Here is a 21,549-nt window from a genome sequence, read left to right on the forward strand (position 1 = left end):
GCAAGAATGGAGACGATCGATGTTGAAGCGATATCTGACGCTGACCTTGACCGCGGCGGCAATCCTCGCCGTGCCAGCCGCTTTCGCAGAGGGCGGCCAGAGCAAGACGAGCGCCGCAGCCAAGACCACGACGAAGCAGGCGGCCGCGCGGCAGGCCTTCGGCGCCGTGCCGACCTATGGCGCGGCGAACTCCGCCGATGGCGTTGCGGTCGCCCGTCCGCCCGCCCAGCCGGGCGCGTGGTAAGGTCAACGGACGGCGGCATCATCGGCGGTCTCTCACGGCATCGTTGGCAGCGAATAGCTTGCTGGAAAGATACAAGCCGGCTACGTGGTCCGGCAAGTCGGGGCGCCGGACCAATCTGCCTGAAAGGCAAGGGAACATGAATCATTCAGTGGCAGAGATCACCACCGAGCGGGCCAGCATCTACCTGCAGCAGCTCTGCAAGCATTTTGCGCACAAGCTGGCGGTCGAGTTCACGCCGGAGCAGGGAACGATCCCGTTTTCGATGGGGACGTGCCGGCTGGAGGCGGCAGGCGGCAAGCTCACGTTGAGGGCGGAAGCCGAGAACGCGGACCTGCTCGTTCAGGTCGAAGGTGTCGTCGAACGGCATCTCGTTCGCTTCGCCTTCCGCGACCCGCCGGAAATCATCTGGCGGACCGCGGAGCAGGCGGCGAGCTGAGTTCTAGCTTCAACTCTCCCGTAGGGAGAGGTGAGCAACGGCGCCTCCGGCCTATTCGCGCGTCGCCTTGGTCGCGCCGCGCAAGCCGGCCTGCTGCTGGATCGTGTCCAGCGCGCCGGAGGATTGCTCGTCCGTCACGAAGCGGTTGAGCAGGGGGAGCGCGTCCTCGCGTCCTTTGGGGATCGCGATGGCCATGTGCTCCAGGCCCCAATTGCCGTCGAGGATTTTTGCGCCCGGCATCTGGTCGGACATCTCGAACAGCGTCGGCTTGTTGGTGGCGTAGAGATCGATCTCGCCGCGGCCGAACATGGCGATGGCGACCTTGACGCTTTCGGCGGGAACGATGGTTGCGGTCTTGAACTTCGCCGGCAGCGTGCGCTCCGAGGTCGAGCCCTTGGTGACGCCGATCTTCACACCGGGCTTGTCGATGTCCTCGACCTTGCCGATCGGCGAATTCGCGGGGACGAGAAAACCGAGCTCGATCGCCAGCACGGGCTGGCTGAAGCTGACTTCATTCGCACGGGCCGGTGTGGCGTTGGTCACGGTGAAATCGACCTGGCCGGCGTGAATCGCGCTGACGATGTCGGCGACGCGCTGAAACCTGACATAGTCGACGCCGATGCCGAGCCGTTTCGCAAGCTCGCCGCCGAGATCGTAGGCGAGCCCGTGCGGCTTGCCGGCCGCGTCCGTCACCATCGAGGTCGGGCTGCCCGGATAGATGCCGACACGCAAGGTGCCGCCCGGCGCCAGCAGCCTTGCTTCGCCATCGGCGCGCACCGGCGCGCCGAGCAGGCTGACGATTGCGACCGCGAGCAGGGCGGTGCGCGCGAAGCGTCCAGAGGTCCTCATGTGAAGCACCTCACTGCGCGCGGATGTTGGCGGCCTTCAGCACCGGCTCCCATTTGGCCGCCTCGGCGCGCATATAGGCGTCGAAATCCTTGGATGATGAGCCGACCGGCGCTGCGCCGATCTTGCCGAGGGTCGACAGCACGCTGGGGTCTTGCAGCGCCGCCTTCAGGTCGGTCTCGAGCTTGGCCACGATCTCCGGCGGCATCTTTGCCGGCCCAAGAACGCCCCACCAGACCGAGACGTCGTAGCCTGATACGCCGGCCTCGGCGATGGTCGGAACATCAGGCAGCGCCTTGGAGCGTTCGGCGGAGGTCACCGCGAGCGCCCGCACCGGGCCGCCTTCGAGCTGGCCGATGGCTTCCGCGAGCGGATTGATGCTGAGCGGGATCTCGCCGGCGATCACGGCGGTCAGCGCCGGCGCGCCGCCCTTGTAGGGGATCGCGACGATCTTGGTGCCGGACATGTATTTCAGGAGCTCGCCGGCGAGATGCGCGGATGTGCCATTGCCGGACATGCCGTAAGAGAGCTTGTCCGGGTCCTTTTTTGCGGCAGCGAGGAGATCGCCGAGCGTCTTGTAGGGGCTGTCCTTGGCCACCACGATCGCGAGCGGCGAGGAGGCGACTTCGGTGATCGCGGTGAAATCCTTGAAGGTGTCGTAGGGCACGCTCGGATAGATGAACTGGTTGAGCGGATGACCGCTCGCGACCAGGATCAGCGTGTAGCCGTCGGGCGCGGCCTGCGTCAGCGCTTGCGAGGCGACGATGCCGCCGGCGCCGGGACGATTGTCGATCACCGGCTGCTGGCCCCAGGTCTTGGCCAGCGCCTGGCCCAGCGTGCGCGCGAGCACGTCGACCGCACCGCCGGCCGCGTAGGGCACGAGGATGTGGACAGGCTTGCTCGGATAAGTGTCGGCGGCGTGCGCGGCGCTCGCCGCCAGCAACAAGCCTGCACCGACCGCGAGGCGGCCGATCGTCGTATTCAAACCCAGCATTTCCCAGCACTCCTTGAGGGCAATGGCGGCCTATCGGCGGGTCTCTCGGCCGTCCCGGACGTCGCCCATGGTTTTTGTTGACGAGACCTGATCTTTTGTACGATAGTACAAATCACATGGTACGCAAGCCCACCAGCAAGGAAACGGCCCGCAAGCCGAACATGCGCGAGGCGATCCTCGCGGCGGCCGAGGAGCTGTTCGCCACCAACGGCTTCAATGCCGTCTCCGTGCGCGACATCGCGCAAGCGGCCGGGGCCAATCCCGGCAGCGTGACCTATCATTTCAAGACCAAGGACGGCCTGCTGCTGGAGATCTACCGGCGCCATTGCGGGCCGATGAACCTGCGCCGTTCCGAGCTGCTCGCGGCAGCCAAGCGCGTCCGCGACCTCCAGGATCGGTTGGAAGCAATCGTGCGCGCCTACGTGGTGCCGGCCTTCACCTCGGGCAGCGATCTCGCCGGCGGTGGCGCGCGCTTCACGCGGCTGCGCGCCGTGATGTCGGCCGAGGGCAACGAGGTCGCGCGAAAAATCATCGCGCAGACCTTCGACGACACCAGCCACGCCTTCATCGATGCGGTCCACGAAAGCCTGCCGCACATTCCGCGCACCGATATCGTCTGGCGCAGCCACTTCCTGCTCGGCGCACTCTATTATTCGCTGGTGACGCCGGACCGCGTCTCGCGCCTGTCGCGCGGGGAAGCCGACGGCAGCGATGCGGCCAGTGCCATCGAGCAATTGGTGCAGGCGACCGTTGCCGCGTTCCAGGCGCCGGCGCTCGATCAGGCCGTGCCTGCAAAGCGGCGGCCGGTCGTCAGCAGCAAGACTTAAAGAAACCGCCCGAGAGGAGGCGCGTCACAGCGCTTTCGCTCGCAAGCGGACCGTGTGACAGGGTGTTGAGGAAATGAACAGGCGTGAGTGTTTGCATCTCCTGACCGGATTGGCCGGCGCCGCGCTCGCGAGCGAAGCGCGCGCGCAATCGGCCGACCCCAAGGCCGAATCAAAGGCGATTCCGACGATCGCGCCGCCGGATCCAGATCCGAAGGTGCCGTCGTTCAAGCTGCCGCCGAAGTCTTGCGATACCCATACCCACATCTTCGGACCGGCGGCCCGTTATCCCTTCGCGGAAAAACGGCCCTACAACACGGCCGATGCGCCGCTGGAGACGTTCCGCAGCGTGCACGAGAGGATCGGCGTCGAGCGCTGCGTCATCGTCAATGCCACCGTGCACGGCACCGACAATCGCGTCGTCACCGATGCCATCGCCCAGAGCGAAGGCGCCTACAAGGGGATTGCCAACGTCAATGACGAGATGAGCGAGAAGGAGCTGGCGGCGCTCGGCAAGGCCGGCATCTGCGGCTGCCGTTTCGCCTTCCTCAAGCGCCTCGGCGGCGTCGGCGACATGAACAAATTCCAGCGCATCGTGCATCGCGTCGCCGAGCTCGGCTGGCACATCGACGTCTATTTCGAGCCCGGCACGATCGCCGAATTCGCGCCCATCCTCACCGCGCTGCCGACGTCTTACGTGATCGATCACATGGGCACGGTGCAGGCGGGGAAGGGGCTGGATGATCCCGGCTTCACCGCGCTGCTCGACCTCCAGAAGAAGGACGAGAAATGCTGGGTCAAGATCACGGGCCTGGAGCGCGCTTCCAGCACCGGCAAGCCGTTCCACGACGCGGTGCCGTTCGCCAAGGCGCTGATCGATAACGCGCCAGATCGCGTCATCTGGGGCACCGACTGGCCGCACCCCAACGTCAAGATCATGCCGAACGACGGCGACCTCGTTGACCTGATCCCGCTCTACGCGCCAGATGCGAAGGTCCGGCAAAAGCTGCTGGTCGACAATCCCGCACGCCTGTTCAAGTTCACCTGATGACAATGATGTACACGCCGACCATTCCGCCGCCCGATCCGAACACGCGCACGCCAAAATTCAAGCTGCCGAAGTTGTCATGCGACGCGCATTGCCACATCTTCGGCCCCGGCGCGAAATACCCGTACGCGCCTGACCGTTCCTACACGCCGCCGGATGCGCCGCTGGAGGATTTCCGCATCCTGCATGCCAAGCTCGGCGTGGAGCGCGCGGTCATCGTCAATGCCAGCGTGCACGGCACCGACAACACGGTCGCGCTCGATGCCATTGCGCAAAGCAATGGCGCCTATCGCGCGGTCGCGAACATCGACGACGGCATCACCGAGCGTGAGTTGCGCGTGCTGCACGAGGGCGGCTTTCGCGGCTGCCGTTTCAATTTCGTCCGCCATCTCGGCGGCGTTCCCGACAAGCGCGTGTTCGACCGCATCGTCGCAATGGTCGCGCCGCTCGGCTGGCACATCGATCTGCATTTCGATGCGATCGACCTGCCCGAATATGCAGACATGCTGACGAGGCTGCCGCTGAGCTACACCATCGACCATATGGGCCGGGTGAAGGCCTCCGAGGGGCTCGATCAGCTGCCATTCAAGATCCTGATCGAGCTGATGCAGCGTGACGAGAAGTGCTGGGTCAAGATCTGCGGCTCGGAGCGGGTGTCCTCGGCCGGCCCGCCTTTCACCGACGCCGTGCCGTTCGCCCGAAAAATCGTCGAGACCGCGGTCGACCGCATCATCTGGGGCACCGACTGGCCGCATCCCAACGTCAAGGTGATGCCGAACGACGGCGACCTCGTCGACCTGATCCCGCAGTTCGCGCCGGAGCCGGAGTTCCAGCAAAAAATCCTCGTCGACAATCCCGCGCGCCTGTTCGAGTTCGAGCGATGACGGCGCTCGCGATCGACAAGCCGCGTGGGCGCGCCTGGTGGAAGGAGCTCTGGATCCAGGTGCTCATCGCCATGGCAGCCGGCATCGCGCTTGGGATCATAAGCCCGGAGGCGGGCGCCAAGATGCAGCCGCTCGGGGACGCCTTCATCAAGGCGATCCGGATGCTGATCGCGCCGATCATCTTCTGCACCGTCGTGCACGGCATCGCGCACATGGCCGACATGGCGCGCGTGGGGCGCGTCGCGGTGAAGGCGATCGTCTATTTCGAGATCATGACCACGATCGCGCTGATCATCGGTCTCATCGCGGTGAATGTGCTCAAGCCCGGCGTCGGCATGAACATCGATCCCGCCAGCATCAATGCCAGCGCGATCGAGCCCTATGTCAAGCAGACCAGCGTCATCGGCTTCGTGCCGTTCCTGATGAACATCGTGCCCGCGACCTTCATCGGCGCTTTCGCTGAAGGCAACATCCTCCAGGTGCTGTTCATTTCAGTGCTCTGCGGCTTTGCACTGGTGCAACTCGGCGAGCGCGCCGCGCCGCTGGTGCATCTGATCGACATCGCCGCAAAGATGGTGTTCGCCGTCGTCGGCTTCGTGATGTGGGCGGCGCCGATCGGCGCGTTCGGAGCCATCGCCTTCACGGTCGGCAAGTTCGGCGTCGGCTCGCTTGCCTCGCTCGGCAAGCTGCTCGGCGGCTTTTACCTGACCTGCGTGATCTTCATTATCGTGGCGCTCGGTCCCGTCGCGCGGATCTGCGGCTTCTCGCTGCTCAAGCTGATCCGCTACATCTGGGAAGAGCTGCTGATCTGCATCGCCACGACGTCGTCCGAGACGGTGCTGCCGCGGATGCTGACCAAGCTGGAGAAGGCAGGCTGCGAGAAGAGCGTGGTCGGGCTGGTGATCCCGACAGGCTATTCCTTCAATCTCGACGGCACCTGCCTTTATCTCGCTGCGGCCTCGGTCTTCCTGGCGCAGGCGACCAACACGCCGTTCGGGCTTGCCGAGCAGGTCGAGCTGCTGCTGATCCTGCTCGTGACCTCCAAAGGCGCCGCGGGCATCGCTGGCGCCGCCTTCGTCGTGCTGGCGGCGACGCTGTCGGCCACCGGCAGCATTCCGGTGACCAGCGTCGCGCTGGTGCTCGGCATCCACCGCCTGATGTCGCAGGGATTGACGCCAACCAATCTGATCGGGAACGCGGTGGCGACCATTGCGATTGCCAAATGGGAAGGCGCGCTCGACAGCGAGCGCTTGAAGCGCGTGCTCGACGGCGAGGAACAAGCGGCGACTGCCGCCTGATGAAATTGGCTTCCTGCATGAGGCAGGGAGCCTGTGCTGCTTACGAATGAGAGAGGGGAGTTGATCCCATGAAAACAGGTCTCGTGGTGACGGCCCATCCGGGCGATTTCGTCTGGCGCGCCGGCGGCGCCATCGCGCTGCATGCGAAGAAGGGCTACCGCATGAAGATCGTCTGCATGTCCTTCGGCGAGCGCGGCGAGAGCCAGTTCGCCTGGAAGGAAAAGGGCGCGACGCTGGAATCGGTCAAGGCCGGGCGCAAGGACGAGGCGGAGCGGGCGGCCAAGCTGCTCGGTGCCGAGATCGAGTTTTTCGATTGCGGCGATTATCCGCTGAAGCTGACCGAGGCGCATTTCGACCGCATGGTCGACATCTACCGCGAGCTCAATCCGAGCTTCGTGCTGACGCACGCGCTGGAAGACCCCTATAATTTCGACCATCCGAACGCCGCGCATTTCGTCCAGGAGACCCGCGTGGTCGCACAGGCCATGGGCCACAAGCCCGGCGCGCAGTACAAATATTCGGCCCCGCCCGTGTTCCTGTTCGAGCCGCACCAGCCCGAGCAGTGCAATTACAAGCCGGACCTGCTCCTCAAGATCGACGAGGTCTGGAAGGAGAAGTACGAGGCATTCCAGATCCTCGCCGCGCAAAAACATCTCTGGGGCTATTACGAGCGCGTCGCGCTGAACCGCGGCATCCAGGGCAGCCGCAACACCGGCGTGCCCATGACTTATGGCGAGGCCTATCAGCGGCTGTTCCCGACGGTTGCGGAGGAGCTGGCATGAAGCCCGTCGTCGTTCGCAACATCAGGCGTGCCGATCCCGCAGGGATGGCGGAGTACGGCGTCTCGACCGTGCACGAGGCCTACGGCCGCATCGGCCTGATGAAGCCGTATCTGCGCCCGGTCTGGGCCGGCGCGTCAATTGCCGGTCCGGCCGTCACCGTGCTGGCGCAGCCCGGCGACAACTGGATGATCCACGTCGCGGTCGAGCAGTGCAGGAAGGGCGACATCCTCGTCGTCGGTTGCACCACCGACAATACCGACGGCATGTTCGGCGAGCTGCTTGCGACCTCGCTCCAGGCGCGTGGCGTGCAGGGGCTGATCATCGACGCCGGCTGCCGCGACGTCAAAGCGCTGCACGAGATGAATTTTCCGGTGTGGTCGCGCGCGGTCTCGGCCAAGGGCACTGTCAAGGCCACGCTCGGCTCGGTCAACATCCCCGTGGTCTGCGCCGGTGTCAACGTCGATCCCGGCGACATCATCGTGGCCGATGACGACGGCGTCGTGGTGGTGCCGAAGCGCTATGCGGCCGAGGTCGCCGAGAAGGCGAAGAAGCGGAACGCGGATGAAGGCGGCAAGCGCAAGCGGCTGGCCTCGGGCGAACTCGGCCTCGACATGTACAGCATGCGCGAGGCGCTGGCGAAAGCCGGGCTCGTCTATGTCGACAATCCCGAGGACGTCTAGAAGCGGAGCGGGCGGATGGATCGTCTCAAGCTGAAGGCCGTGCTCGGCAGTCACCCCCATGTCGAGGCGGTGAAGAGCGGCGCACTCCGCTCCGATCTTTTCGACCTCGATTTCATCGCGTACACGCCGACCAACACGGCGTTCAAGCCGATGGTGCGCGAGCAGGCCTTCGACGTCTGCGAGATGGCGATCGTCACCTATCTGATGGCGAAGGCGCACGGCAAGCCGCTGGTGCTGCTGCCCGCGACGATGCTCGGTCGCTTCCAGCATTCCTATGCGCTGTACAATCCAGCGCACGGAATGCTCGGGCCGGGTGATCTCGAAGGCAAGCGCGTCGGCATCCGCTCCTTCACGACGACGACCGGCGCCTGGATCAGGGGCATCCTCGCCAACGACTATGGCGTCAATCTCGACAGGATCGAATGGGTGACGTTCGAGGACCCGCATGTCGCCGAATATGTCGACACCACCGAGCGGGCGCCGAAGGACAAGAAGGTTTTGCAGATGCTGATCGACGGCGAGCTCGATGCCGTTCTCGGCGAGGCCTCTGATAATCCCAAGCTCAAGCCGCTATTCCCCGATCCCGCGGCGGAAGCAGCAAAGTGGTACGCGCGTCGCGGCGTCGTGCCGGTCAATCATCTCGTGGTCGTGACCGAGACGCTTGCGAAAGCGCGCCCCGATGTGGTCGCGGGCGTTTATGATCTCCTCAAGCGGAACAAGGTGCAGGTGGGGCCGGCGGCGACGCCCGATCTCGTTCCGTTCGGGATCGAGGCCAACAGGAAGCCGCTCGAGCTGATCGTCGACTACGCGTTCCAGCAGGCGCTGATCCCGCGCCGCTATGCGGTCGAGGAGCTGTTCGACGCGACGACACGAGGATTGAACTGATGGCAGATCCCAGGCGCTGGCAGATCGGGCTGGTCGGCTATGGCGAGGTCGGCAGGATTTTGGCTGAGGATCTGCGCCAGCAGGACATCAAGGTCGCCGCTTACGACATCAAGCTCGGAGGCAAGCAGGGCGCGCCGCTGCAGGAGCATGCGACGAAATTCGGTGTTGGCCTTGCGGCCTCTCACGCCGCGCTGACCGCAAAATCCGATTTCATCATCTCCGCAGTCACGGCGAGCCAGGCCGTGCCGGTGGCAAAGGCGTGCGCCGCCGCGATCAATCAGGGCACCTGGTTCCTCGATTTCAATTCGGCTTCTCCAGGGGCCAAGCAGCGCGCGGCCGCGCTGATCGACGGCGCTGCCGGGCGCTATGTCGAGGGCGCGGTCATGACCTCGGTGCCGCCGTATCGCATCAAGGTGCCGTTGCTGCTCGGCGGTCCCGGCGCGAGGGAGCTGGAGCCGCTGCTGAATGCGATCGGTTTTGCAGCGAAGGTCGCCAGCGACAAGCTCGGTGTGTCCTCGGCGGTGAAGATGTGCCGCAGCATCATGATCAAGGGCCTCGAGGCCATGGTCATCGAAAGCTTCACCACCGCACGCGCCTATGGCGTCGAGGACGCGGTGCTGGCGTCGCTCGCAGAAACCTTCCCGTCCATCGACTGGGAGAAGCAGGGCGCCTATTTCTTCCAGCGCGTGATCGAGCACGGCCGCCGCCGTGCGGAAGAAGTGCGCGAGGTTGCCGAGACGGTTCGCGAGGCGGGACTGACGCCATGGTCGGCGCAGGGCACGGCCGAGCGGCAGGCCTGGGTGGCCGATCTCGCGGATGAAGGGCTGTTCGGCGTCAGGGGTACCAAGGAGTTTGCCCGCAACGCCGACTGGCGCACCGAGGCGGATCGGATCCTGGCGAAGATCAGTCGCGCGAAGTAGGCGTCGCCGGTTCAGGACCTTGCGGTGCGACTGCCCGTGAGTTCATCGCGGGCGCGTTCAATCAATGTCATCAGGTTCTCGGCCTTGCGGACCAGCCGATCGCTGGCGATCTCGGTGCGGAATTCCGCCCGGATCGCCCGGATGCATTTGTCGGCGGTATCGAGCGTGAGAAGCGCGCGCGTGAGATCATCCTGCGTCTTGATATCAGCAAGATCGAGGTCCGAGAGCACATGCCCGATGCCGTCGAGCCGTTTTACGGCGGCTTCGCTGGGCGTTCCCGCTCGAATGGAATGATAGTCGATGCTGTTGAATGCGCTGAACATGTCCATGCTTCCCCGTTGACTGCAGACATCAGTGCGGGTCTCACTATGACCGGCACCGCGGGACTTGCAATGCGCGCAGCTATCGGGAATCGGAGCGAATCTACTATCCGGGATAGTACCGGATTCGGATTTTTGGAACGTTGAGCGGTAACATCGAACGGATGTGGCCGATATCAGCCGGACTTTCCCACAACCCTGCCGTTCACTGCGACAAGCCGCCCGTCTTTGTAGACGGAACGTCCCTGCGGCACCGCGACGACGGCCTCGGGCACGTGTTCCGCATTCAGCGTCACGAGGTCGGCCTTCGCCCCGACGCGCAGGCCGTAGTCTTCGAGCCGGAGTGCCTGTGCGCCTGATGCGGTGACGACGTCGAATGCGGCGCGCAGTTCGTCGTCGATGTTGAAGCCGGAGCGATAGCCGAGCGTCGTGGCCCGGCGCAGCATGTCGCCGTCGCCATAGGGCCACCAGGAATCGCGGATGTTGTCGTTGCCGCTGAACACGGTGACGCCGGCGTTGCGCAGGGCGAGGATCGGCGGAAACGGCCGGGCGCCGGGTGCGTTGGTCATGATCGCGACACCGGAGCGGGCCAGGATGTCGGCGAGCTTCTTGAGATATTCCGCCGGGATGTCGCCGAGCCCGTAGGCATGGCTGACCGCAACGCGCCCTTCCATGCCGAGCGCGCGCGTGCGCCCCGCGATCTGCTCGATCTCGAACGCGCCCAATGTGCCCATGTCGTGCAGATGAATGTCGACATCGACGCCGCGCTTGTCGGCGACACCGAACACGACGTCGAGATGCCTTTCGACGTCGCGATCGAAACTCGCAGGATCGAGCCCGCCGACGAGGTTGGCACCGAGCCCGATGGCCTCGTCGAGCAGTTGCGGCGTACCGGGGCTCGACAGGATGCCGCTCTGGGGAAAGGCGACGAACTGGATGTCGATCAGGCCGCTGTATTCCTCGCGCACGCGCAGGATCGTCTCGAGCGATTTCAGGCCGACCGAGCCGTCCACCATGATATGGCTGCGCATCTGTGTGGTGCCGTGGGCGATGCAGAGATCGAGCTGGCTGCGCGCCCGCACGTCCATCGGCGCTGATACGGCCATGTTCTGGGCCTGGAAGGCCACGCGCTCATGCACGTTGAAACCGTTGGTGCACGGCTTGTGCGGGCGCCAGGCGTCGCCATAGAAGCTGGTGTCGAGATGGATATGGCCTTCGACGAAACCGGGAACGACGAGGGCATTGTCGAGATCGATTGTCTCTGTGCCGGCTGGTGGCTGGTCAACGGACGTGATCGCGGCGATACGGCCGTCCCTGACAGCGATGTGATGCCGAGCCCCGCCGTCGAACCGTGCATTCAGGAAGATCTTGTCGAAGGCCATCCGGTTCCTCCGTTGGACGATTGGCGCCGCTCAGCTCCGTGGCGGAAACAGCATGGGCCGTTGCCGCTCAAACGTCTTCCGGCCGCTCTTGAAGCCCATCATAATGTCAGGCAGCTCGGCGATCGCGAAGCGGCTGTCCTTGGTATCGAGCACGATGAGATCGGCGGGATTGCCGACCTTGAGGCCGTAATCGCCGAGGTTCATCAGCCGCGCCGGAAGCTCGGTGACGAGATCGAGGCAGGTGTCGAAGTCGCTGACCGAGGCGTGCGCGACATTGGCATAGAAATTCGCCATCCGCAGCAGCGAGGCGTCGCCAAAGGGCGTGAAGGGATTGAGCACGTTGTTGGTCGCGACCGAGCACAGCACGCCGTCGCCAGCGAGCTTATGGGCGAGCGTCAGCCCGCGCGGTGCGTTGTGGGTGGCCTCGCGCCCCATGAGGTAAAGATCGGTCGCGGGCAGCACGGTGACGGCAACGCCTGATTTTGCCAGTTGCGCGGTGGCAGCTTTCAGCCGTTCCGGCGGCAGGGCCGACAGTTTCGTGGCATGGCCGACCGCCACGCGTCCCCCGTAGTTGCGCCGCTCGGTCTGCCGGCAGACCTCGTCGAGGTGCCACCAGGAGGGATCGAGATCGAAGTCGAGATGGAGGTCGACGTCGACGTCGAATTCCTGGGCGAGATCGAAGACGCGTTCGAGATGGGCGTTCGGGTCGGTGTCCATATAGGGACAGCCGCCGATCGCCTCGCCGCCGTCGCGCAGCGCCTGCACCAGCAGCTCGTCGCTGCCGGGATCGTTGGTCAGGCCTTCCTGCGGGAATACGCAGAGTGACAGGTCGATCGCCCAGGCGTAGTCGCGCTTCAGCGACTTGACCGCCTCGTAACCGCGCAGGCCGATGCGCGGGTCGATCTCGACATGCGTGCGCATCCGCGTCGTGCCGTGCACGATGGCGCGTTCGAGCACGCGGGCGCCGCGCGCATAGACGTCCTCGACCGTAAAATCCTTCTTCATTCCGGCAACCGCGCGGATGGCTTCCGAGACGCTGCCGTGATTGTGCCCGCAGCGGCTGAGCAGGCAGGCCTTGTCGAGATGGATGTGGGTGTCGACGAAGCCGGGCAGGGCCAGATGTCCGCCGAGGTCGATCTCGACGGCCTCGCAGGCGAGCTGCGGCGCGATCGCGGCGATGCGGCCGCCCTTCACGCCGATATCGACGGGTGCGGCGGATGATCGCAACAGCGCGTTGCGGAAGATCAGGTCGAGGGCGCTCTGAGTAGTCATGGCATCGAATTCAGCTGTGATAGCCTAGCGGAAGCTTCGGGAGCGGGCAGCTCCAGATTGTGTGCAGTTCTGGCGTCAATTGTCCAAAAAATATGCATGCACTTTGGGTCGCGAATTGTAGTATGCCGGGGCTTCCGGAGAACCCGCCAAGAGATCCCAGCATGTCCGCTCCCGCCAAAGCCGAAGGCCCCATGACCGACGCCGAGATCGTGGAGGCCTACCTGACGGCCTCGATGATACCCGATCCGGATGCTGCTGCGGCCTACATGAAGCCGAGCACCGTGATCACGTTCACGGGCGGACGCGAGTTCGATCATCCGCGCGGGCCGACCGGCTTCAACGCCAAGCGCTATCGTTGGGTCAAGAAGAGGATGGACCGGTTCGACGTCTGCCCCGGTGCGGACGAGACCGTGGTCTACAGCGTCGGTACGCTCTATGGCGAGTGGATGGACGGCACGCCGTTCGAAGGCAACCGCTATGTCGATCGCTTCGTCGTCAGGGGCGGGCAGATCGTGAAGATGGACGTCTGGAACGACAGCGCCGAGCGCATTCTGGTTCAGCGCGGCATTGAGGCCTAACCTCTGCGGGCCACTTTCGGCAGCTTGACGACGCGATCGCTCGTCACCTCGTCGGCATAGGGCGCGAGAATATCGAGCAGGTCGCGGCCGCGCTGCGGGGTGGGGGCCACCAACGCGCGATTGGCCACGGAATCGAGGTGATGATGCATCAAGTCCATCACCTTGGCTTCGTCGCCTTTGGCGAGCGCGGCAATGATGGCGCGGTGCTCGTTGATGGCGCATTCGGTCGAGTGCGGCCGGCTGTAGAGCGACAGCGTCAGGCAGCAGCGATAGGCGACCTCGCTGACATAGCGCACCAGGATCGGGCTGTTGGTCATGTGCGCGAGCAGGATGTGAAATTCGGTGGCGAGCCGGATCGAGACCGCATCCGTGCCGCCGCGCGCGCGGTCCTCGGCATCGACATGGGCGTTCAGCTCGGCGATCTGGCTCTTGCTCAGCTTGCCCGCGAGCTGGCGGACCACGAGCCGTTCGAGCTCGATGCGGATATCGAAGGCATCGCGCGCCTCCTGCCAGCTCGGCGTCGCCACCACCGCGATCCGGTTGCGGCGGAGCTCGACCAGGCCTTCGGCGGCGAGCTGCCCCAGCGCGTGGCGGGCAATGGTGCGGCTGACGCCGAAGCGCTCGCCGAGCGCGTCCTCGGGCAGCTTTGCGCCGGGCTCGAGCGCCTGCTCGATGATCGCGCGCCGGAGCGCGCGGCAGATCACGCTGACCTTGTCCGACGATTCTGAAGTCTTGCTGCTTGCACGCGCCGCCATCGGCGAATCCTTGGAGTGGGATCGTCACCCTCCTTTAGCACAGGGTTCCGACAATCCAGCGCTCCAATTGCATGCAGTTTGGCGCTCAAGTTGCCTAAATGGAATCCCGCGATCCGACCCGGTGTTCGGCCAGCCCCCTGATTTTGCAGAGGTTGGCGGCTGGCACTCAGCTTGCATGCACTTTTGCTGTGATGCGCATGCAGCCCCACGACCAGTTTGACGGCCAACCCGTTCCGGAAGCGGCCGCCCCGACCGCCATCGAGTTGTCGGAGGCGTCCGTGACCTTCGGGCGCGGCGATCGGGCCGTGCCGGCTCTGTCGAAGACGACGCTGAAGATCGCCGACGGCGAGTTTGTCGCGCTGGTCGGCCCGTCCGGATGCGGCAAGTCGACCATTTTGCGTCTGGTCAGCGGCCTGGTGCAGCCGACCAGCGGCGTCGTCATCGTCGGCGGCCGCGAGGTCGCGGCGCGGGCGCTGCGCGTCGGCATGGCGTTCCAGAACCCGACCATGCTGCCGTGGATGACGATCGAGCGGAACATCATGCTGCCGCTCAAGATCGTCGAGCCGTTCCGCTCGAATTTTCGCAGGCTGCGCAAGACCGAATACCGCGACAAGGCCAACGCGCTGCTGGAGCAGGTCGGGCTCAAGGGCTTCGGCAACCGTTACCCCTGGCAGCTTTCCGGCGGCATGCTCCAGCGCGCCAATCTCTGCCGCGCGCTGATCCACGAGCCGCGCATGCTCCTGCTCGACGAGCCGTTCGGCGCGCTCGACCAGTTCACCCGCGAGGAGCTGTGGGCGATCCTCCAGAACCTCTGGATCACGCACAAGCCGACCGTGCTGCTGGTGACGCACGATCTGCGCGAGGCCGGTTTTCTGGCGAGCCGCATCTGCGTGATGAGCGCGCGTCCCGGCCGCATCCTCGACGACAGCCGCGTCGAATTCACCCGGCCACGCACCGTCGCCATGACCTTCGAGCCGGATTTCGTCGCGCTGAACCAGAAGCTGCGCGCCTTCATCGAGGATGCGCGCAGCGGAGCCCAGCAGGGGACAGGCCCATGATGTTCGGGATCGATATCAGGCAGAAGGCGTGGTCGGCCGGACTGATCGTGCTGTTCTTCGTCGCCTGGGAATTGTTCTGCCTGATGACGGGTATGTCCGACCTGGTGCTGCCGCGGCCCTCGCAGGTGTTCGTGACCTTGTTTCAGCGCTTCCCCGTGCTGTGGCCGCATATCGTGCAGACGCTCAGCACCACCATGCTCGGCTTCGTCCTCGGCGTCGCACTCGGCGTTGCCCTCGGCGCGATCATCGGCGTCTCGAAGACGGCCTATGACACCTGCTATCCGCTGCTGATCGGCTTCTCCTCGATCCCCAAGGTCGCGGTGGTGCCGATCTTCGTGCTGTGGTTCGGCTCCGGCACCGTGCCGGCGGTGCTGACGGCGCTCTCGATCTGCTTCTTCCCGATCGTCGTCAACATCGCCACGGGACTTGCGACCACCGAACCCGAGCTCGAAGACGTGCTGAAGGCACTCGGCGCCAGCAAGTTCGACATTCTTTGGAACGTCGGTCTGCCCCGGACGATGCCGTTCTTCTTCGCATCGCTGAAGGTCGCGATTTCCTACGCCTTCGTCGGTGCGGTGCTGTCGGAAACCGTCGCTTCCAATCGGGGTATCGGCAACGTCATGATGACAGCGTCCTCCAATTTCAACGTGCCGCTGGTGTTCGCCGGCCTGTTCGTGCTCGCCGGTCTCGGCGTCGCGCTCTACGTCGTGTTCTCGCTGATCGAGGGGCGGGTCACCGGCTGGGCCACGCGCAAGAACGACGTGATCGCCACCTGATTTTTCAACCGTCACGCAACGAAGCTTGAGGAGGTCTCGATGTTGAGAAAAGTAACTGCCGCGCTGCTGGGATTGGCCCTGTCTGCGGGCGCCGCCATGGCCGAAGAAACCACGATCAAGTTCACGCTGGGCTGGAAGACGCAAGGCAGCGATGCCGCGTTCTTCTATGCCAAGGACAACGGCTTCTTCAAGGAAGAGGGCCTCAACGTCGTGATCGACCAGGGTGAGGGCTCCGGCGCCACCGTGACGCGCGTGATGTCGGGGGCCTATGACGCCGGCTTCGGCGACGTCAACGCCATCATCCAGAACGCCTCGACCAAGCCTCAGGACGCGCCCGTCATGGTCTACATGATGTGGAACCAGCCGCCGTTCGCGATCGTCGCCAAGAAGACCAGCGGCATCAACACCATCAAGGATTTCGAGGGCCACACGCTCGGCGGCGCGCAGGGCACGCCGACGACGCGCCTGTTGCCGGTGTTCACCCGCAAGAACGGGCTCGACGGCGAGAAGATCAAGATCTCCAACATGGCGCCGAACCTCCAGGAGCCGATGCTGATCAAGGGCGACATCGACGCCGCGCTCGTCTTCAACATCACCAGCTATTTCAACCTGGTGCTCAACCGCCAGGACCCGGACAAGGATTTCAAATGGTTCTCGTTCGGGGAGTACGGCCTCGATCTCTATTCCAACGGCGTGATGGTCTCCAAGAAGCTGCTCGCCTCCAACCCGAAGGCGGTCGCCGGCCTCGTGCGCGCCATCAACAAGGGTGCGATCGCGGTCGCCAAGGACCAGAACGCCGGCATGAAGGCCGCGCTGAACTACGACAATCTGATCGATGCCGCCGTCGAGAAACGCCGGCTGCAATATTCCTTCGAGAAGCTGATCGTCTCGCCGGAGATGAAGGAGATCGGCATCGGCGACATCAAGGACGACCGCATGACGCGTGCCATCGGCATCGTGGTCGAGGGCTATCAGCTCGCCCGCGCGCCGACGCCGGCCGAAGTGTTCTCGCGCGAATTCCTGCCGCCGCGCGCGGAGCGGGAGCTGGTGTATACCGCCAACTGATTGTGGAGCGACGGTCATGGCCACGGAGATTTCGGCAGCCAGCCTGTTCCGTGGCCCTGACCGCGGCGTCAGCGACAATGTCGTGCTGCGGCACGATGGCGGCGTCATCACCGACATCTCGGAAGGAGTGGGACCCGGTCCTCGCTCCTTCGTCATTCCGGCCTTCGTCAACGCTCATGACCACGCCCGCGCGACCGCATCCTCCTTCGGTGCGGTCGGCATGCCGCTGGAAAGCTGGATCCTGCGGACTGCGCTCGGCACGCCGGTCGATCCCTATCTGACCGCGGCCTCCGCACTGGCGCGGTCGGCCAAGGCCGGCTGCGCCGCCATGATGGTGCATTACACCCGCCCGAGCGGAACGATGCCTTTGCTCGATGAAGCCAAGGCCATTGCGAGGGCTGCATCCGACGTCGGCATCCGCATCGCCTTTGCGCTTGCCGTGCGTGACCAGAATCCGATCGTCTATGGCGATGCCGAGCCGGTGTTTTCCGGTCTTTCGCGTGGCGACCGCAAGACCATCGAGGATCTCTTCGTTCGCGCACCGATGTCGCCGAAGGCCTATGTCGAACTGACCGATGCGATTGCCGCCGCCATCGCCGGCCCGATGGTCGATGTGCAGCTCGGGCCTGCGGGTGTGCAATGGTGCTCGAAGCCGCTGCTGGAGGCGGTGGCCGAGAATTCGGCGCTGACCGGCCGCCGCATCCACATGCATCTGCTGGAGACCGTGTACCAGCGTGCCTGGGCCGACCAGCACTTTCCGGACATGGTGCGCTGGCTCCGCGATATCGGTTTCCTCTCGGAGCGGCTGACGCTGGCGCATTGCATCCACGCCCGACCCGATGAGCTGGAAATGATCGCGGCCTCGGGCGCGCGCATCGTCACCAATTTCAGCTCGAACATGCATCTGCGCTCGGGCCTTGCTCCGATTGCGGCCGCGCACAAATGCGGCTGCGCCATCGCCGTCGGTGTCGATGGTCTGGCGTTGGACGAGGACGACGACATCCTGCGCGAGATGCGGCTGGTGCAGATGGCCCACGGCGGCCTCGGCTTCAAGGCGACATGGACACCGGCCGAGGTGTTCGCTCTCGCCATCCGCAACGGGCGCCGCGCCACCGGCGCGCCGGGGAGTGGTGAGCTCGTCACAGGCAATCCCGCCGACTATGTCGTGATCGATCTCGATCGTCTCGACCGCGACCAGATCATGCCGATCGATCCCATGGCACTGCTGTTCGCGCGCGGCAATGCATCCCTGGTGAAGGAGGTGGTCGTCGACGGCAAGACGGTCGCGAGAGACGGGGCTTGTGTTGGCGTTGACTTGCCGGCGATCGAACAGGAATTGCGGGCGATGTACCGCGCCAATGTCGGCAAGCTCGGAAGTTTTCAGCGGGTGTGGCCACCGCTGTCGGAGCGACTATCCGGCTGGTTCGAGCAGCAGCTCACCTGCGAATAGGGTGCGACGCCGCCTTTGGTCCGGCCGATATAAAACCGCGATAGCTGATAGGCGGAACCTCGTCTGGCGATTGGTTCTGCCGTGGGCTACACCGTGCGCGGCTGCGCGCCGGCGCCGCCGGTAACCCCTCAAGGAGCCCCCGATGCGTCTTCCCACCGTTCTCCTGGCCCTGACATGTCTTGCGGGCGCAGCTTCAGCCCAAGACCTGTCGGGCACGCTCCAGAAGGTCAAGGAGACCAAGAAGATCACGCTGGGCTACCAGGAAGCCTCGGTCCCGTTCAGCTATCTCGACGGCAATCAAAAGCCGATCGGCTTTGCCATGGATATCTGCCTCAAGATCGTCGATGCCGTGAAGAAGCAGCTCGGCATGCCCGACATTGCCGTCGATTACCTCGCCGTGACGTCGTCGAACCGGATCCCGCTGATGGTCAACGGCACGCTCGACCTGCATTGCTCGGCGACCACCAACAACGCGGACCGCCAGAAGCAGGTCGCGTTCACCAACACGCACTTCCTCAGCGCGACGCGCTTTGCGGCCAAGAAAGCCGCCAAGATCAACACCATCGACGATCTCAAAGGCAAGGCGGTCACGGCAGTGGCCGGCTCGGTCAACCTGAATCAGCTCGCCAAGGTCAATACCGAGCGCAATCTCGGCATCAGAATCATGCCGGCCGTGGATCAGGCCGAGGCATTCCTGCTGCTGGAAACCGATCGCGCCCAGGCCTATGCGCTCGACGACGTCCAGCTCGCGGTGGCGATTGCCCGCTCGAAGGAGCCGGCGCTGTTCATGATCAGCGACGAGACGTTCTCGAAGGCCGAGCCCTTCGGGATCATGTTGCGGCGGGAGGACGCGCCGTTCAAGGCGCTGGCCGATCGCGCCACCGCGGAGCTTTACGCAAGCCCGGAGATCGAGGTCCTCTACAAGAGGTGGCTGGAGTCGCCGACGCCGCCGAACGGCCTCAACTACAACGTCCCGATGTCGCCGGCCCTGCGCAGCGCCTTCAAGAAGCCGAGCTCCAGCTTCGATCCTGACGTCTACGTGGTGAACTGAGGCGAGGGCGGTTTTTCCACCTCTCCCGAAGGTATCGCGGGCTATCTGAGCAAGCGCCTCGTCCTTCGAGACGACCGCTCTGCGGTCTCCTCAGGATGAGGCTAAGCGGCAGTTTGCCTGTCGAAAGTGCTGCGCATTTCGTCCTCATCCTGAGGGCCCGCCGAAGACGGGTATCTCGAAGGATGCGCCGCGAGCTCGGTTCGATCAGCCTTAGCGCGTCCGAGGCATATCCAGCAACTGGCCTGCCAGCGCCGCGCCGATCGCCGCAATCACGGCCATCGCCAGTGCCCAGGTCGCGAACAGCCGATGACCGATCAGCGCGCCGCTTAAAAGCGGTGCGCTGATATTCGCGCCCGACATCAGCGACTGGTTGAGGCCCATGATCATGCCCTGGCGGTTGATCGCGGTCGCGCGCGACAATTCCGCCGTCAGCGTGCTGCGGGCGAACATGGTGCCGACGATGATCAGCGTCAGCTCAAGCGCGAGCAGGCTGATGGTGTTGCCGGCCGCCAGTCCCGCAAAGCCAAGGCCCATGCAGGCAAACGCCGCCATCACGATGCTGCGGTCGGAGGCGATCAGGTTTGCGCGTGCGATCAAGAGGCCCTGGACCACCATGTTGATGAAGCCGGCATAGGCGAACATCCAGCCGAGCTCGCGCGCACCGAAGGGATGCCCGTCCCAGGAGAACCGCGCGGCCAGGAACAGGCCGATCTGCGACAGGAACATCGAGTTGACGAAGAAGAACACGATGAGCAGGCCAAGCAGGCGCCAGGCGTAGCGCATGTCGAGCAGGCTGCGGGTCAGCGTCGGCTCCGGCACGCGGTGCTGGTACAGCGGCTCGGAGGCCGGGTGATCGGGTGGGAGCAGGGCGATCGTCGCGAAAATGCTGATCAGCGAGAGCGCGGCCGCGGCCCACACCGGCGCGGTCTGGCCGTAGTGGACGAGAAAGCTTGAGAGCGCCGGGCCGAGCAAGAGCCCGGTCCCGATCGCGCCGCTGGTCATGCCGAGCGCCTGCTTGCGAGTCGCGGGCGCGCTGTGCTCGGCGGCATAGGCGTGCGCGACCGAGATGTTGCCCGATGTCAGGCCGTCGATGATGCGCGCCAGAAAGACCAGCGTCAGGTTGCCTGCCAAGGCGAGCAGGACGAAGCCGATGAAGGTGCCGATCTGGCTGACGACCAAAACCTTCCTTCGACCGTAGCGATCCGAGAGCATGCCGACCACGGGGCCGGCGATGAGCTGGCAGACCGCATAGGCGGAGATCAGCGCGCCGATCAGGAACGGTGTGGCGCCGAGCCGCTGCGAATAGAACGGCAGCAGCGGCAGGATGATTCCCATGCCCGTGGCATCCACGGCCACGACGACGAAGGTCGGGACGAGCGTCAGCGCGCTCTCGCGCGCGATCGTCTCCGGTGCCTCGGTCGTGGAACCCGGTCCCATCCAGCGTTGTCCTCGTTCGCATTTGCGTGATCTATCGCAATATGCCGGATTATATAGTTGTAGGCTAATAGTTCGTGTCCTATCTAATTTGCATGGCTCCGTCCCAGGCTCATATCCACGGCGAAATCGGCCGGCTCATCGCGCGCCTGGCCCGGATCTGGCGGCGCGAGGCGGATCAGGCGCTGTCCGATCATGGCCTGTCCTATGCGACCGCAATTCCGCTGCTGCTGCTGTCGCGTCAGGGCGAGAATTTGCGCCAGGGCGTGCTCGCCGACGAGCTCGGCATCGAGGGGCCATCGCTGGTGCGGCTGGTCGACCTGCTTCAGGCCGAGGGCCTGGTGGAGCGCCGCGAGGACCCGACCGACCGGCGTGCCAAAACGCTACATCTCACCAAGGCGGGCGAGGCCAAGGTCGAGGAGACCAACCGCGTGCTGCGGCGGGTGCGGGCGAGCCTGCTCAGGGATATCGGCGCCGATGAACTTGCGATAACCTTCGAGACGCTCCAGCGCATCGAGCAGCGGGCCAATCGCCTGCATGAAGCCAAGACGCCAGAGGCGAAATAGT

Annotated in this window: 24 protein-coding genes; 17 read left to right on the forward strand and 7 right to left on the reverse strand. The window is 64.7% G+C overall.

Annotated elements, in window-relative coordinates; genetic code table 11:
• Window positions 1–19: 19 nt before the first annotated feature.
• Together AC1RUR_RS09370 and AC1RUR_RS09375 are read left to right on the forward strand one after the other, a co-directional pair.
• Window positions 20–244 carry a hypothetical protein gene (locus AC1RUR_RS09370; RefSeq protein ID WP_492843038.1) on the forward strand — a complete coding sequence of 75 codons (225 nt, stop codon included), beginning with the start codon at window positions 20–22 and terminating at the stop codon, window positions 242–244.
• A 136-nt stretch (window positions 245–380) separates the two neighbouring features.
• Window positions 381–680: a DUF2218 domain-containing protein gene (locus AC1RUR_RS09375; RefSeq protein ID WP_492843040.1), complete on the forward strand. Its 300-nt coding sequence runs from the start codon at window positions 381–383 to the stop codon at window positions 678–680.
• A 51-nt stretch (window positions 681–731) separates the two neighbouring features.
• Here AC1RUR_RS09375 and AC1RUR_RS09380 read toward each other — a convergent pair whose 3' ends face one another.
• On the reverse strand, window positions 732–1,529 hold the full coding sequence (locus AC1RUR_RS09380; protein ID WP_492843042.1) for an ABC transporter substrate-binding protein: 798 nt from the start codon (window positions 1,527–1,529) through the stop codon (window positions 732–734).
• Window positions 1,530–1,539: 10 nt separating this feature from the next.
• Complete coding sequence (locus AC1RUR_RS09385; protein ID WP_492843044.1) at window positions 1,540–2,520, reverse strand: tripartite tricarboxylate transporter substrate binding protein; 981 nt, start codon at window positions 2,518–2,520, stop codon at window positions 1,540–1,542.
• 116 nt (window positions 2,521–2,636) lie between these two features.
• Between AC1RUR_RS09385 and AC1RUR_RS09390 the strand changes: the two genes are divergently transcribed.
• The 8 genes from AC1RUR_RS09390 to AC1RUR_RS09425 all read left to right on the forward strand — a co-directional run bounded on the left by AC1RUR_RS09390 (window position 2,637) and on the right by AC1RUR_RS09425 (window position 9,841).
• The gene (locus AC1RUR_RS09390; protein ID WP_492843046.1) at window positions 2,637–3,347 is read left to right on the forward strand and encodes a TetR/AcrR family transcriptional regulator; all 711 of its coding nucleotides are present in this window, start codon (window positions 2,637–2,639) and stop codon (window positions 3,345–3,347) included.
• Window positions 3,348–3,420: 73 nt separating this feature from the next.
• Window positions 3,421–4,392 carry an amidohydrolase family protein gene (locus AC1RUR_RS09395; protein ID WP_492843048.1) on the forward strand — a complete coding sequence of 324 codons (972 nt, stop codon included), beginning with the start codon at window positions 3,421–3,423 and terminating at the stop codon, window positions 4,390–4,392.
• Window positions 4,392–5,276 (forward strand): amidohydrolase family protein, encoded by an 885-nt coding sequence (locus AC1RUR_RS09400; protein ID WP_492843050.1) that lies wholly within the window; start codon window positions 4,392–4,394, stop codon window positions 5,274–5,276. The genes AC1RUR_RS09395 and AC1RUR_RS09400 overlap by 1 nt, the downstream gene beginning before the upstream one ends.
• Window positions 5,273–6,574 (forward strand): C4-dicarboxylate transporter DctA, encoded by a 1,302-nt coding sequence (dctA, locus tag AC1RUR_RS09405; RefSeq protein ID WP_492843052.1) that lies wholly within the window; start codon window positions 5,273–5,275, stop codon window positions 6,572–6,574. Before AC1RUR_RS09400 ends, dctA begins: the two co-directional genes overlap by 4 nt.
• 68 nt (window positions 6,575–6,642) lie before the next feature.
• Window positions 6,643–7,356: a PIG-L deacetylase family protein gene (locus AC1RUR_RS09410; RefSeq protein ID WP_492843054.1), complete on the forward strand. Its 714-nt coding sequence runs from the start codon at window positions 6,643–6,645 to the stop codon at window positions 7,354–7,356.
• Window positions 7,353–8,036: a 4-carboxy-4-hydroxy-2-oxoadipate aldolase/oxaloacetate decarboxylase gene (locus AC1RUR_RS09415; protein WP_492843056.1), complete on the forward strand. Its 684-nt coding sequence runs from the start codon at window positions 7,353–7,355 to the stop codon at window positions 8,034–8,036. Before AC1RUR_RS09410 ends, AC1RUR_RS09415 begins: the two co-directional genes overlap by 4 nt.
• Window positions 8,037–8,051: 15 nt before the next feature.
• A complete protein-coding gene (locus AC1RUR_RS09420; protein ID WP_492843058.1) occupies window positions 8,052–8,921 on the forward strand; it encodes a substrate-binding domain-containing protein in 870 nt (289 codons plus the stop codon).
• Window positions 8,921–9,841 (forward strand): DUF1932 domain-containing protein, encoded by a 921-nt coding sequence (locus AC1RUR_RS09425; protein WP_492843060.1) that lies wholly within the window; start codon window positions 8,921–8,923, stop codon window positions 9,839–9,841. Before AC1RUR_RS09420 ends, AC1RUR_RS09425 begins: the two co-directional genes overlap by 1 nt.
• A gap of 11 nt (window positions 9,842–9,852) precedes the next feature.
• On the opposite strand, the gene AC1RUR_RS09430 is transcribed toward AC1RUR_RS09425, so the two are convergent.
• From AC1RUR_RS09430 to AC1RUR_RS09440, 3 genes are all read right to left on the reverse strand, one after another.
• Window positions 9,853–10,164 (reverse strand): hypothetical protein, encoded by a 312-nt coding sequence (locus tag AC1RUR_RS09430; protein WP_492843062.1) that lies wholly within the window; start codon window positions 10,162–10,164, stop codon window positions 9,853–9,855.
• Window positions 10,165–10,337: 173 nt separating this feature from the next.
• A complete protein-coding gene (locus AC1RUR_RS09435; RefSeq protein WP_492843064.1) occupies window positions 10,338–11,543 on the reverse strand; it encodes an amidohydrolase family protein in 1,206 nt (401 codons plus the stop codon).
• A 30-nt stretch (window positions 11,544–11,573) separates the two neighbouring features.
• Entirely contained in the window at window positions 11,574–12,815 is a 1,242-nt protein-coding gene (locus tag AC1RUR_RS09440) for an amidohydrolase family protein (RefSeq protein ID WP_492843066.1), read from the reverse strand.
• 161 nt (window positions 12,816–12,976) lie between these two features.
• Here AC1RUR_RS09440 and AC1RUR_RS09445 point away from each other — a divergent pair, with 161 nt between their 5' ends.
• The gene (locus AC1RUR_RS09445) at window positions 12,977–13,393 is read left to right on the forward strand and encodes a nuclear transport factor 2-like protein (protein WP_492843068.1); all 417 of its coding nucleotides are present in this window, start codon (window positions 12,977–12,979) and stop codon (window positions 13,391–13,393) included.
• Here the strand turns inward: AC1RUR_RS09445 and AC1RUR_RS09450 are convergent.
• Window positions 13,390–14,148, reverse strand: coding sequence for a GntR family transcriptional regulator (locus tag AC1RUR_RS09450; RefSeq protein WP_492843070.1), 759 nt, complete (start codon window positions 14,146–14,148; stop codon window positions 13,390–13,392). The two genes, AC1RUR_RS09445 and AC1RUR_RS09450, sit on opposite strands and share 4 nt — an antisense overlap.
• A gap of 197 nt (window positions 14,149–14,345) precedes the next feature.
• Between AC1RUR_RS09450 and AC1RUR_RS09455 the strand changes: the two genes are divergently transcribed.
• The 5 genes from AC1RUR_RS09455 to AC1RUR_RS09475 all read left to right on the forward strand — a co-directional run bounded on the left by AC1RUR_RS09455 (window position 14,346) and on the right by AC1RUR_RS09475 (window position 19,548).
• Window positions 14,346–15,206 carry an ABC transporter ATP-binding protein gene (locus tag AC1RUR_RS09455; RefSeq protein WP_492843072.1) on the forward strand — a complete coding sequence of 287 codons (861 nt, stop codon included), beginning with the start codon at window positions 14,346–14,348 and terminating at the stop codon, window positions 15,204–15,206.
• The gene (locus AC1RUR_RS09460) at window positions 15,206–15,982 is read left to right on the forward strand and encodes an ABC transporter permease (protein WP_492843170.1); all 777 of its coding nucleotides are present in this window, start codon (window positions 15,206–15,208) and stop codon (window positions 15,980–15,982) included. Before AC1RUR_RS09455 ends, AC1RUR_RS09460 begins: the two co-directional genes overlap by 1 nt.
• Before the next feature lie 39 nt (window positions 15,983–16,021).
• Window positions 16,022–17,047, forward strand: coding sequence for an ABC transporter substrate-binding protein (locus AC1RUR_RS09465; protein WP_492843074.1), 1,026 nt, complete (start codon window positions 16,022–16,024; stop codon window positions 17,045–17,047).
• A 16-nt stretch (window positions 17,048–17,063) separates the two neighbouring features.
• A complete protein-coding gene (locus AC1RUR_RS09470; RefSeq protein ID WP_492843076.1) occupies window positions 17,064–18,497 on the forward strand; it encodes an amidohydrolase family protein in 1,434 nt (477 codons plus the stop codon).
• Window positions 18,498–18,639: 142 nt separating this feature from the next.
• Window positions 18,640–19,548, forward strand: coding sequence for an amino acid ABC transporter substrate-binding protein (locus AC1RUR_RS09475; protein ID WP_492843078.1), 909 nt, complete (start codon window positions 18,640–18,642; stop codon window positions 19,546–19,548).
• Between the two features lie 210 nt (window positions 19,549–19,758).
• Here AC1RUR_RS09475 and AC1RUR_RS09480 read toward each other — a convergent pair whose 3' ends face one another.
• Window positions 19,759–20,985: an MFS transporter gene (locus AC1RUR_RS09480; protein ID WP_492843080.1), complete on the reverse strand. Its 1,227-nt coding sequence runs from the start codon at window positions 20,983–20,985 to the stop codon at window positions 19,759–19,761.
• 92 nt (window positions 20,986–21,077) lie between these two features.
• On the opposite strand from AC1RUR_RS09480, the gene AC1RUR_RS09485 reads away from it, so the two are divergent.
• Window positions 21,078–21,548: a MarR family winged helix-turn-helix transcriptional regulator gene (locus tag AC1RUR_RS09485; RefSeq protein WP_492843172.1), complete on the forward strand. Its 471-nt coding sequence runs from the start codon at window positions 21,078–21,080 to the stop codon at window positions 21,546–21,548.
• The last annotated feature ends 1 nt before the right edge of the window (window position 21,549 follow it).

This window comes from Bradyrhizobium sp. GW821-FHT12B03 (assembly GCF_058807535.1).